This window comes from Chryseobacterium sp. MYb264, from assembly GCF_035974275.1.
Taxonomy (GTDB): Bacteria; Bacteroidota; Bacteroidia; order Flavobacteriales; family Weeksellaceae; genus Chryseobacterium.
Genome location: NZ_CP142422.1, coordinates 1,316,201 through 1,336,090 on the forward strand (window position 1 = coordinate 1,316,201; position 19,890 = coordinate 1,336,090).

At 41.0% G+C, this 19,890-nt stretch carries 7 protein-coding genes; all 7 read left to right on the plus strand.

The annotated features are described in order from the left end of the window. Positions 1-21 precede the first annotated feature (21 nt). Positions 22-1,299: a DUF4374 domain-containing protein gene (locus tag VUJ46_RS05620; protein ID WP_326984023.1), complete on the plus strand. Its 1,278-nt coding sequence runs from the start codon at positions 22-24 to the stop codon at positions 1,297-1,299. Positions 1,300-1,387: 88 nt separating this feature from the next. Next, entirely contained in the window at positions 1,388-1,813 is a 426-nt protein-coding gene (locus VUJ46_RS05625; protein ID WP_326984024.1) for a hypothetical protein, read from the plus strand. Between the two features lie 5 nt (positions 1,814-1,818). Beyond that, positions 1,819-3,270 (plus strand): flavin-containing monooxygenase, encoded by a 1,452-nt coding sequence (locus VUJ46_RS05630; protein WP_326984025.1) that lies wholly within the window; start codon positions 1,819-1,821, stop codon positions 3,268-3,270. A gap of 29 nt (positions 3,271-3,299) precedes the next feature. Continuing rightward, a complete protein-coding gene (locus VUJ46_RS05635) occupies positions 3,300-7,157 on the plus strand; it encodes an AMP-binding protein (protein ID WP_326984026.1) in 3,858 nt (1,285 codons plus the stop codon). Positions 7,158-7,173: 16 nt separating this feature from the next. Continuing rightward, on the plus strand, positions 7,174-12,183 hold the full coding sequence (locus tag VUJ46_RS05640; protein ID WP_326984027.1) for a type I polyketide synthase: 5,010 nt from the start codon (positions 7,174-7,176) through the stop codon (positions 12,181-12,183). 15 nt (positions 12,184-12,198) lie between these two features. Then, positions 12,199-14,034: a type I polyketide synthase gene (locus VUJ46_RS05645; RefSeq protein ID WP_326984028.1), complete on the plus strand. Its 1,836-nt coding sequence runs from the start codon at positions 12,199-12,201 to the stop codon at positions 14,032-14,034. 46 nt (positions 14,035-14,080) lie between these two features. Then, on the plus strand, positions 14,081-19,885 hold the full coding sequence (locus VUJ46_RS05650) for a non-ribosomal peptide synthetase (RefSeq protein WP_326984029.1): 5,805 nt from the start codon (positions 14,081-14,083) through the stop codon (positions 19,883-19,885). Positions 19,886-19,890 lie beyond the last annotated feature (5 nt).

A 19,890-nucleotide genomic window follows, 5' to 3' on the forward strand; every position in this document is an offset into this window, starting at 1 on the left:
TATCATAAAAAATCAAAAAAAATGAAGAACAGACTTATTGCTTTAAGTGTCATGCTGCTGGCATTTGTTTCATGTAACAGCAAAGATGACGAGGCTACAGATCCTTCAACAGACAGTGGTTCTGCCAATTTTGCTTTAATTACAAGACCACAGAATTCAGATGGAATGTCTTTTTCCGCTTATATGCAGAAAATTGAATCTCCTGATGTTACCGGAACCATAGACAATGCAAAAGCTCATGAAATATCGGCTTCTCATTCAGGAGGAGTGTACGAATTTCAGAAATCAGTTTTTGTTAATGATTATCAAAACAAATCCATTACGAAATGGAGCCTATCAAACGCCAATAACGGCGAGAATAAAGGTTCGATCATGGTACCGGAACTTGGATTTCAGGGAAATATTGCATTTAAAGATGAAAATACTGCGTACATCGGGGGATCAGGAAAAATCGTGATTTTCAACCCCAGTACCATGACAAAAACCGGAGTGATCGACTGGAGTTCAATGTCAAGAGTCGGGCAGGTGACCAACTTTCCGACGACCGGAGCCGCCATTCAGGCCGATGGAGTCACTGAAATTATCATCAACGGTAATTATATGTATGCCGCATTATATTATATGAATGATTTTAACACCTTCACTCCTGCTACAACAACCTGTGATATCCTTGTGATCGACCTTACGAAAGTGAACAATGCTTCAAGCAACAACGCAGATGCACTCGTAAAAATCATCAGCGATACAAGAGGATCATTTACAGGCGCATGGAATACCGGAGGCGGTGTCTATTATATGAATAAAACGGAAAACGGAGACCTTTATGTGCTGTGTCACAATGTATTCGGAGGTGCCCGAAACATCATTGGTAAGCCGGCGTGTATGCTTAGAATCAAAAACGGAGCTACCGAGTTCGATCCTGATTATTATTTTAATCTGGAAGCAGCCTCTCAAGGAAACGGCAATCCGGTGACCAATTTTGAATATTACGGAAACGGAAAATTCCTGGCAACAGTTCTGGATCCTTCAAAACTGGATCCATCCAACCCTTACTCATACAATACAGATGCGATTTTCCGCTGGTGGAGCTTTGATCTTAATACGAAAACAGCAACAAAGGTAGATGACGACTATACCATCGGCGGAAAAGTGGCGAGATGCTATTTCTCCAATGGCTTTGCCTATGTGCCTTTTGCCAGTAAAACAAGCAATTATATCAATAAGATCAACTTAAGTACTTTAAGTAAAACCAAAACAATTACCACAACGGGGATGTCTCATATATTGAAGCTTAACTAACTGCATGACGAGGATTTGAGCATCTGATCACAACATCCGATGCTCATCCTTTATCATGTTAAAACTTTTCTATTTAAAATCAAATATTATGAGAAAAACGATGACCATACTGCGATATATTTTTGCGGTAGTTCTTATCCTTTTCGGAATTATAGGAACTTATGCCATGATCACAGAAGGCTACAACCCGCAAAGCGAGGGAATTTTATTATTCGGAAAAACCTTCAGGCAGCTGCACGATGCTATTATGATGAGCTACTTGGGTGTTATTGTCCGTGTGGCACAACTGATCGCCGGAGTATTGCTTTTAACCCGAAAATACTGGTGGATCGGTCTGCTGTTCTACCTTCCGTTTGCGGTCAATATTTTCCTGATTCACATCATTCATGATATGCCGCCTGCGCATCCCGGGTTTTTCGCTTCAGGAATGATTGTCTCACTAATGAATTTCATTTTGGTGTTGTATGAAAAAGACCGACTGAAGCAACTTATCGTCAATCCTCAGAAAAAATAAACAAAATGGCCGATCATCAAAAAATATACGAAGTCATTATCGTAGGATCAGGATTTTCGGGAATTTCGATGGCGATAAGCCTGAAGAAATTGGGAATTGATTCTTTTTTCATCATGGAAAAAGCCAAAGACATAGGCGGAACCTGGAGGGATAACAGCTATCCGGGTGCGCAGTGTGATGTGCCGTCTGCTCTTTACAGCTATTCTTTTGAACCCTTTCCAGGATGGAAGAAAAAATGGTCGGATCAGCCTCAAATTCTTGATTATCTCCGCTTTAATGTAGAAAAAAACGAACTGGATAAACATATCTTTTATGAAAAAGAGTTTTGTTCATCTTTATTTAAAGCAGAGCAGGGAATCTGGGAAGTGAAGACCAAGCAGGGTAATGTTTACCTCACAAAATCATTAATTATGGCAATCGGGCAGCTTCATCATCCGAAAATCCCTGATATTAAAGGCAAAGAAATCTTCGATGGAATCAGTTGGCATTCTGCCCGGTGGAATCATGATTTTGATATCAGTGGAAAACGTATCGGTGTGATAGGAAATGCGGCCAGTGCGATCCAGTTTATTCCTGAAATCATTGATAAAACTAAATCTCTGACGGTTTTTCAAAGAAGTGCCAAATGGTTACTGCCCAAGAAAAATACGTTATACAGTAAAAACCTTCAGCGAAAACCATTTCTGCTGAATTGGGACAGATATTCCAATAACGCATTCAATGGGATATTTTATCATTTAATGGGCCAGAACCCGATCTGGAAAAAAATGTGGCAGCAGGTGAGCTTAAGCCATCTGAAAAAGCATATTAAGGATCCTGAACTTCTGAAGAAGCTGACCCCGGACTATCCGATGGGAGCGGTGCGCGTGCTTTTATCAGATGAATATTATCCGGCCATGGCAAAAGAAAAGACTGAGCTATGCACAGAAGGTATCTCACATTTCGTGAAAGATGGAATTGTAACGAGTTCAGGCAAAGAAATTCAATTGGATGCCGTTATTTATGCAACGGGATTTGAAAGCAATCCTTTTCTGAAAGACCTTGATATCCACGGAATAAACGGGATCTCCATCAGTAACGCCTGGCAAGAGTCTACGGAAACCTATCTCGGAATCACCACAGCCGGTTTCCCAAATTTCTTTATGATGTTTGGACCGAATACGAATCTTGCGCACAGCTCCGTCCTTCTGATGATTGAAAGCCAGACCCGATACATTACAGAATGCCTGACCTACCTTTCAGCAAACCGACTGAAATATATGGATGTAAAACCTGAGTTTCAGCAAAAATTTACCCGACAGGTCAATCAAAGAATGAAGAAAAAAGCCTGGGTGCAGGTAAAAGACAGTTGGTACAAAAACGGAGATATCATCCTCAACAATTGGCCCGGCAAAGCTAAAGAATATCAAAAACTAACAAAGAAGATAGACGAATCTGCCTATACTTTTTGTCCGTAACAAATTAAAATTAAACTCATAAAACTAATATGGAAAAAAATCATGTTCAGGATATACCAGTCCTTTCTGATCACCATCACCATACCGACAAGTGTCTGATTGATTTTTTGATCAAGAGAACAATCCAATATCCTCATAAAACCGCCTTTTCTGAAGTTGACATTGATCTTGAAGAAAAACCGTTTACCTATTCGGAACTTTTGTTTCAGGTAAAAGCGTCTGCTCAGAACTTTAAACAACAAAATATAGAAAAAGGAGATCGCTGCCTGCTGATCTTCAACCAAGGAGTAGAATTCATTGTCGCCTTTCTGGCTTGTCAGTGGATCGGTGCTATTCCCGTGCCGCTGAACATTCCGGGGCGCTCAAAATCATTGGATAAATGGAAAAATATTGCTAAAGAATGTTATCCTAAAGCCATAATGACGGGATCGAAAACCGCGGCAAGGCTCAGCCAGTCGTTTGGAAAATCTGAGCTGCTGGGTAAAATCCCCATGATCAGCATTCAGTTATGCGAATCAGAAAGCCTTGATACCCCGTTTACTGTGGAGCCTGATATTCATCCGACTGCCTTTCTGCAATATACTTCAGGTTCTACAGGAAATCCCAAAGGAGTTGTTGTAACTCAGGATTCACTGATCAAAAATTCAAAAGAATCGAAAAAAAATATGAATGCCGGTCCGGACAGTATTTTTGTGAGCTGGCTTCCCTTCTATCACGATATGGGACTTATTCTATTTATCGTGCAGACTATTTACAACGGAAACAGTCTTTATCTTATGAAACCTGAAGATTTCATGAGCAGACCCATGAACTGGATGCACGCCCTCAGCAAATGGAAAGCCACCCATACCGGAGGTCCTAATTTCGCCTATCAGCTTGTCGCAGATAAACTGATGCAGCTGCATGAAGAACTCAAAAAAAATAAAAAAAAGGCAGATATTTCTCTGAAAACACTCAGAATGTGTGCTTCGGGGGCTGAACCCATCCGTTTTAAAACAATCGCTGATTTCCAAAATGCCATCTCACTGTTCGGAGCTCCCGATCATGTGATTTCACCGGGATACGGACTGGCAGAAGCGACCTTAACCGTGACCTTGAACAAAGAAGGTGAAAAAGTAAAATGGCTGAAGGTAGATCAGGAAGTACTGAAAAAAAATAAGGTCATTGTAAAGGAAAGCGGCTTTTTGGAAGCCGGGAAGCATTTTCCTGAAGACGAAGATTATGTTTATCTGGTTGGTAACGGAGTATGTATTGATAACCATTCAGTTGACATTATAAAAAATTATGATTTCGAAGGAGAATTTGCTGGAACAGTCTCTGAGATCCTTCAGACAGAGCCCTACTCCATTGGTGAATTATGGTATTCTGGACCTTCGGTAACCAATGGTTATTATGAAAACAAGAAAGCAACTTCTGAAACGTATATCTATTCAAATCAGGGCGATACCGTTTATTTAAGAACGGGAGATCTCGCATTTAAAGATGAAGAGGGACAGCTGTATATCGTGGGGAGAATAAAAGACTTAATTATTATTCGTGGTTTAAACTATTATCCTCAGGACATCGAACGGACAGCCTGCTATGCCCATCCCGATCTTAGAATTGACGGAGCCGCCGCCTTTTCATTAACCGAAAACGGAAATGAATCATGTTGTATTGTGCAGGAACTCAACAGAAGTGCCTTGCCTTCCCCAACATTCGATGAGTACACAAAAGCCATACGCAATGCTGTTTTACAGGAACATGGTATTGCGGTAGAAACTATCCTTTTTGTAGCTCCTATGCACGTTCCGAGAACGACAAGCGGTAAAATTCAAAGACGGTTGGCAAAACGCATGACTGAAAACGGAGAATGGGAAAACCTCTTACATTCTTCAGCTTTACATTTAAAAAAAAACCAGAAGAAAGAAACGCCAATATATTCTCCTCTTTCCGAAGAGCTACTGAAAAGTAAGATACTGGAGCTCAGACACTTCCTTAAAACAAGGGTGGACAGCTATATAATTGATGAAAGGCGCACTATTCCTCCTTACATCATGACCGAATTTTCGCATATGGGACTGATGGGTCTTCTGATTCCAGTCGAACATGGCGGAATGGGCTGTACCCTGGATCAGGCACGGAATTTTATAGAAATTATTTCTTCTGCGGATCTCACCTTAGGCTTAATGGTAAGTCTTCATAATCTGCTGGGGCTCCATCCTATCGCAAAATTTGCGGGTGAAGAGATCAGAGAAAAAATAGTGAGAGAATTGGCAGAAGGCAAAGGAACCGCAAGCTTTGCTTTAAGTGAACCAGGTGCAGGAAGCAATCCTAATGCGGGTAGAACTTTAGCCCAAAAAAGCAATGACGGATGGATCTTAAACGGCGAAAAATGCTGGGTAGGATCTTCATCCTGGGCGAGCTATCTTACGGTAATTGCCCATACTCAGGACGAAAACGGAAAATATATGGGACAGTCTGCTTTTCTTGTTCCACAAGGAAGCCCCGGACTAAAACATATTGAGGAATGCATGACCATGGGAATGCGGGGAACCGTGCAGGGGCATTTTATTCTGAAGGATGTAAAAATTTCTGATTCGCATGTATTGGGGGGGATTGGTAAAGGAGCAGAAATTCTTCATGAAGTTGTTTCTATGGGTCGTATCGGAATCAATTCTATGTGTATCGGAATTCTCAAAACGGTGTTATCAAGATCCAAAAGATGGGCAGAAAACAGAACCGTCAATTCGGGCACGCTCATCGATCAACCCATCGTCCTTAAAAAACTCACTGAATTTCTGGGCATTCTGGAAATCATCGAAACTTATCAGTCCAAATTGGTAGAATGGAAAGATGAAGGACTTGTAGTTCCTGATATTTTAATAAGTGCCGGAAAGATATTTTCCACGGAAGAAACATGGAAAGGCGTAGATTTTCTGATGCAGTTGACTGCAGCCAGAGGCTATTCTGAACCTAACGGCATTGCCCAGCTTTTCCGTGATACCCGGGTACTGAGAATATTTGAAGGACCTACCGAATCATTAATAGCTGATCTTGGAGGGCGTACTGAGGACACCATTATGGAAACTTTAAACTTCCTGACCTATCAACATTTGGCTATTAACGCCGCCGTACAGCAGGAAAAAATTCAACAGATCAGACATCAGTTTGAAAAGAACAATATCACTTCCGATTATCAAAATAAAAAATTGGCAAGGTATGCCTTCGGAGAAGTACTGACCTATCAGCTGATTTCGTGGTTGTGTCAGGATGACATTTCGTCTTATGCCAAAAACTGGCTGGAGAAAAAAATGGAAACCATTATTTCTGAGACCATGGAAATGAATACGTCGCTATTAACGAAACAACGGTTTGAGTTACAGTTCAATCAAGCCATGAAGGATCATGAAGTAATTTACACACAGTCTCAACATCCTGAAGTTTCAATCAGTCATCCTTTCCGGGATCTGCACTCCATAGAAAATCACCGTATCTCTAATGAAATAATTGAAAATCAATTCATCCCAAAAATTTCTGAACAGAATTACCCATCAGTCTATACCCAGCCTAAAATCAATACGAAGAACATTTCAGAAGTTGAAAACTGGATTTTCAGATGGTTGTCCCAAGAGGCAGGGATAGAAAGCAGCCAGTTTCTTCCCTCCGCTTCTTTTTCAGAATACGGTCTTGATTCATCACTTTCGATACGGTTTATCAGTGATCTTAACAGCCAATATTCGATTCATATAGAGCCTTCAATTATCTGGAGTTATTCGACAGTAGATGAACTCGCAACTTACCTGTGTACGTACGAAATAACCGACTCCAAACAACCGGAAAGCAAAGAAAGCAGGTTGAATGACGATTTTCTGAAAGGACTGCTTGATGAAGAAATCCCATCATAATCTTAAACAAGACAATATGAACACCATCAAAAAAAATAAGATAGCGGTCATTGGTTTAGATTGCAAATTCCCCGGAGAATCGAATAGTCCTGATCAATTCTGGCAGACATTGACCGATAAAAAAGACGGAATCACTCCCATTCCTCCCGATCGTTGGGATCATTCTTTTTATTACGATGCAAAAGGTGGAAAAGGGAAAACATTTGTGGACCGTGCCGGATTTATTTCAGGAGTTTTTGACTTTTCCCCCGGAAGTTTCGGTATTTCAGAAAAAGATGCCGCCGATATTGATCCTCAACAACGTCTTTTGATCCAGTCATCCTGGAATACGATTCAGAATGCAGGTTATAAAATAGAAACCATTAAGGAAAAAACGGGCGTCTTCTTTGGAATGAGCTACCGCGATTATTACGATTTCGATATTGCTCCTCAAGGTGTAGATGGCTTTACAGCCTCCAATCCTTTAGGTAATTTCAATGCTGTTGCAGCGGGAAGAGTGGCTTATCTATTAGGTTTAAATGGCCCTGCCATTCAACTGGATACCATTTGTTCTTCTTCACTAATGACCCTGCATTTAGCCTGTCAGAGTCTACTGAATGAGGAATGTGATTATGCTCTTTCAGGTGGCGTAAACTGCATTCTGTCACCTCATGCTCTGGTTGCATTGGCTCAAATGGGCGCTTTATCACGGTCTGCCCGATGTCAAGCTTTCTCTAAAAATGCAGACGGCTATATCCGTGGCGAAGGCGTGGGTACTCTATTGCTTAAACGGCTGGAAGATGCAGAAAGAGATGGCGACGCTATTTACGGCATTGTGGAAGGAACAGCGACCAATCATGACGGACGAAGCAACGGGCTGACAGCACCTAACGGAAAAGCGCAGGTTCGACTTATGGAAGCCTGCCTGAAAAAAGCAGGACTTTCACCAAGCGATATTGGCTACGTGGAAGCCCATGGAACAGGAACTTACCTTGGAGATCCTGTGGAGCTGGAATCTCTTCATCAGGTATTCGGAGCATCAAAATCGTTAGAATATCCTCTTTTGGTGGGATCTGTAAAATCAAATATCGGGCATCTGGAACCTGCTGCCGGAGTGGCTTCATTGATAAAATCCCTGCTAATTCTAAAAAATAAAGTGATCCCCGCCGGATTGTATCTTGAAGAACTAAATCCTGGATTCAAATGGCATGAAAAGCCTATTTTACTGGTAAAAGAAAATAAACGCTGGGAAGCAAAAAATGCCCGTATCGGAGTGAGTGCATTCAGCATGACCGGAGCGAATGTGCATGCCATATTGGGACAGGCACCTCAACGGGAAACTAATGAGTATTCACCATTACCAAACCCCCAAAAGTATCCTTTTATCCTCTCTGCACAGAATGAAAGTACATTGAATCAATACGTGACTACCCTACTCTTAAGTATGGATGAAAAGATGCCTATTACAGATCTTTCCAACACGTTTGTCAATGGTCGCGAAATATTTGAACAGTCGATTTTCGGCAGTTTTTCAAGTACCAAAGAACTGCTGGATGAGCTTAAAAAATATAAGGAAGGTACTCAGAATACATTTCATCAGGTTTCATTAAAAGGAAAAAGGAAACAAAATCAGGTGATTCTGAATATTAAAGGTATCACCGATTTCAATTCCGACCATCTTAAAGCATGGAAAAAAGAAGAAGCACTGAAACCATTGGTGATAAAAGCAGATAAGATTCTGCAAAAACTTTTAGGTAAATCGCTGGAGCAGATTTCTGAAGAAAAATCCAGTTTGTTGGAAAAAAAAGCTCTTCATTTTATTCAGGTATGGATCTGGAGCAGTCATTTACGATCTCTGTTCCAATCCGACTTCATGATAAAAACATCCGGACAGGGTGATTATATCGGCGCTGTATTGAGTGGAATTTTTCCTGTTGAAGAGGCATTACTGCTTTTTATGCTTGAAAACGGGGACAAACGCCTTCAGCTCCTCGACAGAATGACGTTCCATCCCGAAAATATGGATTGGGAAAAAGCTGAAGAGGCTTCAAATAAAGAATTCTGGCTCGAAAAAAGACAGAATGACCAACAAGAAATGAACCTTCATATCCTCAACGATGATCAAATTTTTTCTGTTTCGCCCTTCGAAAAAACAGAAATTTTACAAGATATTCTTCTCGAATGTTATGCCAAAGGTGCCCGCATTCACTGGTCTTCTGTTTTAGGAAATAAACTGCTGAGAAAAATAGCACTTCCACCCGCTCCGCTTGCCATGGCTGCATACATTTCAGAATCTTACAAGATTAACAGCAGAAAAAATCCTGATGCATCGGTTCATAGCAATTCAACAGAAAAAAAAGAAAATATAAACTCTGTTTTGCATCAGCAACAGGAAAACGATGACGATCACAGGAAAGCATTTAATTCTGTCTTCAGCCCTGAAAAATATGGTTTTATTAAAGATCATATCGTCAACGGGCATTATATTTTCCCAGGATCAGGATATATTTCCATGATTTCCGAGGCATTGCTTTATCTGGAAAAAAGTCATCTGATCACCTTAAAAAACGTGCAGATCTTTCAGCCGATGAGTTTTTCGTCCATTAACGAAGAGAAAGAAGTAGAGCTGAGTGTGAACTATGATTTTGCTGACCTTCATGATTCTTTTATAAAAAAGGGGGGTTGGGAAATTAAAAGCAAAAAATCTCAGGAAGACTGGACTCTTCATATCAAAGGAAGCTTCGGGATCCGTCGGGAAAATGCGGCACAGGATCATAATAATTTATTAGCTTATAGTGACGAAACTACACTGAAAACTGTAGAAGTACAAGCTTTCTATGATCATTTAAGTCGATGGGGTGTTGAATATGGATCTGAATTCCGTCTGGTAAAGCAATTAAAAGCTGATACAGACCACATGAAAGCCGCCATCGAGCAATCACCTAAAATCGAACGTCTGATGGCTGCTCCCAATTTGCTGGATGCCTGTATGCACGCTTTATTTTCAGCAAAGACATTTGAACAGTTTTCGGAGCCTTTTGTTCCTGCACGCTATGATGAAATCACTTTCTATCAGCCACTTCCCGATTCCATAAATGCCTCAGGTCTTTTACTAACAACAGATCAGGATTCGATGAAGGCACAGTTTAGCTTTAATGATACTTCAGGAAAACCTGTTATGGAAATTTCTTCGATGGAAATAAGAAAAATTTTAAATGAATTTTTAAACTCCGGAAAAGAAACCGAAATGATTTATACCGAACAATGGAAAGCACTTGAAATCAACACAGAAAACACGCAAAAGAAGCAGCCGGTTAAAGAGCAATGGATTTTCTATGATGTACAGCAGGCTCAGGAAGCCATTTCAATTCTCGTAAAAACAGATGATCCTGTTCCGTTTGTGAAATTAATAGGCTCTCATGAAGGGCTGTCACAAGAACATAAGCTCTCTGTATTCAGCAGTATATCAGAATTGATAAAACATCAGAAAAACGAAGAAATACATTTTCTTCTCTTTGCACCGCCTATTCAGGATATCAAGGGATTATCGGAAATGTTCAGCAGCTTTAAAGATGTATTGCTCGATATTCCAAAAAATATAAGCTTCAGTCTGTGTACCCGTAATGGAATTGCGGTTGATACTGAAGATGTAAATCCGTTTCATACCGCTCTTTGGGGACTCGCCAGAACCATGCCTGTAGAAGCCAGACAGAGATGGAAACAAGTGATTGACATCAGTTCAGCTGAGGATCTATCATGGGTTTCAAAACTTAAAAACAGATCAACTCCCGATCAGCTGGCGATACGAAATCAAACGGTTTATACTCCTGTTCTCCTTGAAGAAGCTCTGAACATTTCCAAAAACACTCGGACTTTGAGCAAATGGGAAAATCCGGTGCTTATCACTGGTGGTTTGGGGCAAATGGGCAGGATATTTACTGAACAGCTCGTGAAACTAGGCTGTAAGAAAATTCATCTTCTTTCCCGTAATCCTTCATGGTTTCAGGATAAAGATAACTCAGGAAAGATTTCACTCAGCGATTCTCAGAAAGATTTTCTTAAGTATGCGGAACAGTGCCAATCTAAAGGAATTTCTATTGAAGCTATTGCAGGAAAAGTAGATTGTGAAGAAGATATGAAAGCCATTGCTTTACTGCTTAAAAATAAAGGAATTGAAGAGATCAATTTCGTTCATGCTGCCGGGGCTATCACCCGAAATAAGGTAACAGAAGCCGACCGTAAAGAACTGGAAGCAGAATGGAACGCCAAATATGAAGGGGCACTTCAACTGGATCAACAATTCGCAGATTTCAAGGTCGGATATACTTTATACACCTCTTCCATTGCTTCGTTGTGGTCGGGAGATGGTGTTGCGGGATATTCGAGTGCCAATCTTTTACTGGATGGTCTTGCTACAAAGAAAAATCGTTCAGGGCAAAGAACAGTTTCTGTTCGCTTTGGAAGATTTAGTGAAAAAGGATTAATGAAAGATGAAGAAGCAAAAGAACTTGAAAATTCAGGAGTTCTGACACTTCCGATGAGTTCGGCCATAAAAAAAGCACTGGAACTGACGGTTCAATCCGAATTGGTAATTCCTTCTATTATGAATATAGACTGGAAACGTTTTGCACCGCTCTATCAGCTGTTAAATCACAATCAATTGCTGTCGTCAGTAGAAACGGGAGCAGAAAATAGTCGAGAGAAAAAAAGTGAGATTCTACACCGCTCTGCAGACCGACCTTTAAGCGAGATCATTCAGGAAATGGTTGCAGAAGAACTTGAAATTGAAATCGATGAAGTAGATCCCGACATTCCTCTCTTTGAACTCGGGCTTGATTCTATTCATTCCTTAGGAATCCGCACCGATCTTGAAGAGCTGCTTCAAATTAAATTATCAGTAAGCCTTATCTATGATTTCAATACCGTTACCCTTTTAAGCAGACATCTGGAAGAGTTAACCCAAAAAGAAACCGATTCTCCTTCTGAAAAGAATGAAGAAGAAAGTGAAGAAAAGCTTCTAAAGCTCTTGATGCAGGAATTACAGTAAACAAAAAAGTACAGAATGGAAAACAATAATACAGATCGTTCAGATATTATCAGGAAAGCCCTCGAAGAAATCCGACGATTGAAAAAACAGCTGGAAGAAAAGCAGGAATCCACCTTTGAACCCATAGCAGTCATAGGAATGGCCTGCCGCTTTCCAAAAGGAGCGCAAAATCCGGAAAAATTTTGGAAAGCCCTTAAAAATCAGGAAGACCTTATCGGCGCAGTTCCGGAAAAGAGATCCGAAGAAATTCTGGGTGGATCTTGGGAAGGAAGTCCTTTTTTAAAGGAAGCCGGATATCTGGAAGAGGATATAGATGCTTTTGACCACCGATTATTCCGTTTTTCTCCGCGTGAAGCAGAACGCACTGATCCTCAACAAAGGTTATTCCTGAAAGTATGTTGGGAAGCCCTTGAGAATGCGGGTTATCCCCCCGATTCCTTACGAGGAAGCAAGACAGGTGTATATGCCGGAGTGATGCTGATGGAATATATGCAGCAACTCGCCAGTGAAAGAAAACTGACCGCCCAGTTTGAACCTTATGATGTTTCAGGCAACGGATTTTCATTTATGTCAGGAAGAGCCAGCTATTTCTTTGGATTTCAGGGACCGGGTATGACCACCGACACCGCCTGTTCTTCTTCTTTGGTAAGTATTGATCAGGCCTGCAAAGGATTATGGATGGGTGACTGCGATATGGCACTGGCGGGAGGAGTCAATCTTCTTCTTTCTCAGGAGTCTACCGCTTTGTTTTCATCTTTGAATATCCTTTCTCCGGAATGCAGAAGCAAATCCTTTGATGCGGAAGCCAATGGTACGGTACGCGGTGAAGGTTGCGGCATCGTTATCCTGAAAAAATTATCAGATGCCCAGAAAGCAGGCGATCATATTCACGCTGTGATTAAAGCATCGGGAGTCAATCAGGGAGGTCTTTCTTCCGGCCCGACTGTTCCGCACGGTCCTTCGCAGGAAATGTTGCTGAAAGAGGTCTGGAAAAAAGCAGGCATCAGCGAAACTGGTCCTGATTATATTGAAGCACATGGTACGGGAACTGAAATTGGTGATCCCATTGAAATGAATTCAATTATTCATTTACTACCCAAACAAAGGGAAACTCCGGTATATGTGGGAACGGTAAAATCTAATCTCGGACATCTTGAAGCAGCTGCCGGAGTTGCCGGATTTATAAAGACCGTACTTGCACTGGAGCATAAAAAAATTCCTGGAAACCTTCATTTTAATACACCTTCGGCTCATATCAACTGGGAAGATTCGTGTATTGAAATACCAAAGAAAACCGTAGAATGGGAATCAGAAAAACCAAGAACAGCCGCCATAAGTTCTTTTGGACTCAGCGGAACCAATGCGCATATCGTTCTTCAGGAATATGAATCTCCTTTCTCGTCCGATGAAGAGACATCGAAAAAAGCTTTACTGTGGCCGCTTCGTTTCAGTGCCCGAAATCAATCATGCCTAAGGGATCAATGGGCTGCTTTTGCACTTTTCCTAAAAGAAAATGAAAACGTGAATATAAAAGAGCTTTCCTACAGCCAAAATACATCCAGAGCTGATTTTAAGGAAAAGCAGATGGTGTGGGCAGCAAGCCGGGATGAAGCACTCGAAATACTGGAAGCTGCGCTTGCCGATGAATCAGATAGCGTAAATATCCATGGATTATGGAGAAGCAGCAACGATGTACCGGAAGATATTCATTCGACACAAAAAATATTCGCAGAGTGGATAGCGGGAAAAAAGATTGATTGGAAAACCTTTTATCAGGGATCCAATACACGTAGAATTATGGTTCCGAACTACCAGTTCAGGGAAAAAGTATTTGGTTTAAAAACAACCTGATACCAAGGAAAAATATCAGAATAAAGAAAACAATTAAAACAATAATGTGACTACAATAGAACAAGAATCTCCAAAACTAATACTGACAAGTGTTTCAGAAGCTTTCGAGTATCTTCAGAAGAACCTCATGGAGGAACTGAAGCTTGACGAAGATGAACTTGACGAGCTGGAAAATGATGAAAACCTCTTTACCATTGGTCTGGACTCTATTGCCATGGCCGATCTTACCGCAAGATGGAAGAAAGAGCTGGGCATTGAGGTGAGAAGCACAGATTTTCTGAGAGAACCTACTTTGCAGAGCTGGGCAGAATTTATATTTGAACAAATCGACACCCAAAACGACATACTGGCCTCCGAAGATCCTATTTTTAATTTATATGAAAATGATACCGAATCACGCCATGACCAGTTTAAACTAAGCGAGATACAGAATGCTTATGTGGTCGGCAGAAATACAGAATTACCCTGGGGCGGCATCAGCTGCTACGGATATTTTGAAATGAATACCACCCATCTCGATACCAATGCGTTGCAGCTTGCAGTAAATGATCTGGTCAAAAGGCATGAAATGCTTCGTATAAGAATCGACAACAATGGTTTTCAGAGGATTTTACCTACAATGAATTATCATGTAACAATCTACAGATTACAGGAAAACAGCGATCTGGAAGTACATTTAAAAGAAATCAGAAATCAGATGAAAAGCCAGATCATTCCTTTGGATCACCCATTATTTGATCTTCGGGTCAGCGAAATGGAAAAAGGAACGTGGCGTATCCATTTCGGAATGGATTTTATTGCGAGTGACGCGTTGAGCCTTCGTCTTTTCTGGAGGGATCTGTCTGTTTTATATTCACAGAGGCTTAAAAATGATCCCTATCAAAAACCGTTACCGGAAATTAAAGCTTCCTACAAGGATTATCTCAACTATCTTGAGCTCAGAAAAAATACCGACCGTTATCATGAAGATCGCAATTACTGGCTGAACAGGCTGGATACATTATCTGCTCCTCCCCGATTACCTTTAAAAAAACAGATCAGCGCTTTCGGTCATACCGCAGAAGAATTTTCTCATTTTGAACAAACTTTTACCCGGAAGCAATGGGAAAAATTCTGCCTTCATGCAGCACAGAAGAAACTGACTCCCACAGCAGCCCTGATGAGCCTTTTTTCTGAAGTACTTTCCGCATGGGGTGCAGGATCTCAGTTTGGATTAATGCTTACGGTTTTCGAAAGAGATCCCGTGCATCTGGATATTGATCAGGTAATTGGTGATTTTACACATCTATCTCTTCTGAGCATTAACCGACTTGAAAAAAGTCTGGAAGAAAACGCTATCGCTTTGCAGTGGCAGATACAGGAGGATTTAGAACATACCACCTATTCTGCCGTGGAAGTTGTGAAAGAACTTAACCGTATCAATCCCTCCGCGGAACTTTTTTATCCGGTTGTTTTCACAAGCGCACTGGGTTTAAGCAAAGACGGAAATGATTTGGGAGATCCCTCTTTATTTGGAAATGTAGGATATTCTTCCTCGCAAACACCACAAGTCTGGCTGGATGCTCAGGTCATGACCAAAAACGGAGACATGATCATAGCGTGGGATGCTTTAAATACCATATTTCCTGAAAGTCTTATCTCTAAAATGTTTGACGCGTATGCCAACCTCATCGAAAAATCAATACGGGAAATATCCTTTTGGGAAACAACCATAACTGACCTTAGACCTCAGGATCAGACTGATATTCAGAATTTAGTAAACAAGACCTTTCATGACAATCCGGATTTGCGGCTGCACCAACAGATCTTGGAGCACGCAAAAAATAATCCTGAGAGTACGGCTATTATTTATGAAGGAAAAACCTACTCTTATCGGGAATTGATTGAAAGAGCAAACCATATTTCATCATTACTGCAAAAACAGAATGTCCAGAAAGGAGCCCGAATTGTCATTCAGATGAAAAAATCATTTGATTCTGTGGCTGTGATTCTTGGTATTGTTCAGTATGGGGCATCGTATATTCCCATGTCACACAATAATCCTGAAATCAGGACGATAGAAATCATTCAGCAGTCAGAAGCACATGGTTTCATTACAGATCAGGAATTTGATATTCAATCGATACAATATGAAAGCTTCTTTTACGTAAAACACGCTGATATTGCATGGGATTTTGTTGATTTTAAACCCAATCCTATTTCTAAGGATGACGTTGCCTATATCATTTTCACCTCCGGATCTACAGGGAAACCTAAAGGGGTTGTCATTACCCATGAGGCAGCCATTAATACTGTATTGGATGTCAACAGACGCTTTCAGGTAAGCAGCCGGGATTCCGTATTGGGAGTTTCTGCCTACAGCTTTGACCTGTCTGTATATGATATTTTCGGGGTGCTGGGAGCGGGAGGAAAGCTCATTGTTCCCACTGAAGAAGAACGCATTGACCCTATTGCATGGAAATCTCTGATCCATCAGCATCAGATCACGGTATGGAACTCTGTTCCCGCTTTGTTCAATATCCTGCTGGATTCCCTTTCGGAGCAAACGCAGCTTCCGATTCAAAAAGTTTTTTTATCTGGAGACTGGATTCCGTTATCTACCTTTGAACGGATGAAAAAACGTATGCCGCAAGCTGATCTTGTGAGCATGGGAGGGGCTACCGAGGCTTCTATATGGTCGAATTATTATAAAGTGACGGAAATCAAAGAAGGCTGGACTTCCATTCCTTACGGTTTTCCTCTGTCCAACCAGGCATTTTATATTCTGGATGAATTTGGAAAACCTTGCCCTGAATTTGTTAAAGGAAAACTTCATATTGCAGGAAAAGGCCTTGCCAAAGGATATTGGGGACGTGAAGATTTAACACAAAAAACATTTTATATCCACCCTTCGCTTCATATCAGACTTTACGATACGGGAGATTACGGACAGTATTTGGAAGGAGGACTTATAGAATTTCTGGGACGAAAAGATGATCAGCTCAAAATCAATGGCTACCGTATAGAGATCGGAGAAATACAGATGGCTTTTCAGCAGTGTGATCCTGCTTTAGACCCTGTAATTCTTTCTATAGGTGAAAAGGAGGCTCATAAAAAACTCGTCGCGTTTGTCAAATCAGATGAAGCTAACTTTTCTGAATCTGAATTAAAAAGCAAACTCGCTAATTATCTTCCGCCTTATTTTATTCCCGATGCTATCATTGCATTGGCAAGCTATCCCGTAACCGCCAACGGAAAGATAGACCGTACTCAATTGGTACAAATTGCCACAGAACGAACCTCTTCCCAACCGGAAAAAACAATTCTGAAAACAGAAATGCAAAACAGAAATACCCATCCTGTTCTGAAAGTAGTCCGCGATGTATTTAATATGCCGGAACTGACTGATCAGGATCAATTCAACGAACTGGGCGTTTCTTCTATGGATATTATCCGCTTGGCAAATCAGCTGGAAACCCAGTTTCTTGACCGCCCTACAGTGGGTGATATGGTAAGACTGTCTTCTGCAGCTGAACTTATCGATTATTATCTTGATAAAAATATTCAATTGGATAAACTGGAAGATAATCCAATTCACTCTGTTCCGCCTCAGTATCTTTTATATTCGGCAGAACAGATGAACTATCTGAACGGATTACCCCTTATGGATCAGTTGGAAGAAAGACAACGTTATAAAAAAAGCCGTATTGCACAGCGTAAAGATTTGGGTGCTAACGATCGGATTTCATTAGCTGAAACATCAAAAAATGAAACCCACAGCTCCTGGAGAAAAAGTTATAGAAATTTCCTTGACCGAATGGTTCTTTTTGAAGAATTCAAAGCCTATTTAAACTTATGTTCTGCTCAGCTTATGGATCAGCGGGCACGTTTTAATTACGCTTCATCGGGAGGAATTTATCCTGTACAGATTTACATCACCGTTTTCGGGAATAAAGTAGAACATGTGAAGGAAGGTTATTATTATTTTGATCCTTATCAGCAGGAACTGATATTCATTTCGGATGATCATGTAATCCATCCTTCTCAGCTTAATTTTAATCATGAATGGCTGGATCAGGGTGCTTTTGCAATACATCTTGTTGCTGATATGCAGGCTATTTACCCTGTTTATCAGAAAGAATCTCTTCGATTCTCAATGCTGGAAGCCGGATTTATGGCACAACTGCTGGAAGCGGACGGAGCACAATATCAGATTGGAAGCTGCCAGTTGGGAGGTTATGATTTTGAACAGATCAGAAAAAATCTTCATCTTTCAGAACAGCATTATTACCTGCACACCTTAATTGCCGGACCTATCGATTTTCAATCTGAAAAAGCCAAGATGCAGGCAGAACGTGATGCCTTTGAATGGCAGAAACACACAGCTTCATTAAACATTTTGGTATCCGAATGCGAAGAAAAAGAAATTCAGCTTTGGGTGGAAGATGAGAAATTGAAATTCAGAGCACCTGAAGGAGCACTTACCCCCGATCTTCTGGAAAAATTAAAATTTCAAAAGACATTTCTGATTCCTTATCTGCATTCAGAAACCTTTAAGCTTTACCAGGAAAAGCACGGCAGATTTGAGCTTACCCCAATACAGTCGGCATTTCTGATGGGAAGAGATCATTCTTTTGAACTGGGAAATGTAGGCTCCCATTACTACAGCGAACTGAAATGGCCTCATCTGGATGTTGAGAAACTTGAAAAAACTGTCAACCGCATCATAGGACTTCACGATGCACTGAGAACAGTCATTTATGAAGACGGCACCCAAGCCGTTTTACCGGAACAGCCTTATTATAAGATTAAATTGTCAGATGAGCGCCCTGAGAATATCCGCAAAGAAAGATCTCATCATAAATATCCTCTGGGCAAATGGCCGATGTTTCATTTTGAAGTGAGCAGACCGGATACGGAAAATACACTCCTGCATTTGAGTGTAGACCTGCTTTTACTTGATGCGTGGAGTGCCGATCTGCTGATGCGGGAAATTATTAAAGCTTATCAGGGGCATGAAATTAAAAAGCCTTCCTATACCGTAAAACAGTATATCGCGGATGAAAAAAAATGGCATCTGAATCATAAACATTTTATTGAGAAAGCCGAAGAATATTGGTTATCCAAATTAAATAACATCCCATCCGGACCAGAACTTCCGTTCTCAAAACCTTTGTCGGAGATTGAAAACCCAAAGTTCAGGAGATACACCTTCGCCATTCAGGAAAAGGATATTCAGACCCTGAATACCAGAGCCGGGCAATACGGTCTGAGTGCTACCGCAGTATTTGCCACCCTATTTTCCAAACTCCTGTCTTTATGGAGCAACGGAAAAGCCCTCACTCTGAATATGACCTTATTCAACCGTTTAGGTCTGCATCCTGATGTCAACGAGGTGATGGGAGATTTTACCAATGTCGCATTCATATCCTATTTCCCGGAACTCAAAGCCAGTTTCCTACAGGAATCTACCGCTATTCAGGAACAGATATGGCAGGCTGTAGAGCACAGGGCTAAAAACGGACTGGAAGTTTTAAGAGCTCTTAACAAAAACAATCCTGGTAAAGCTGTTATGCCCGTCGTATTCACCAGCTTGCTGAGCAGCGAGTCTGCCGATATGGAAAACAATTTTTTCCCTGAAGGCGTAAAAGAAGTATTTGCCGTGAGCCAGACACCTCAGGTGGTTATCGACCATCAGATCTACCGTCGGGGAGATGAATATTTAATCAACTGGGACGTGGTGGAAGAAGCTTTCGATCTTCATCAGCCCGAAAAAATAATGGCTCTTTATGAGCAGTGGATCCATCAGATCATTTCAGCAGAACGCTGGGATTTTCAGCTGGATACAAATTCTTTCAAAACTATATTTTAAAACTA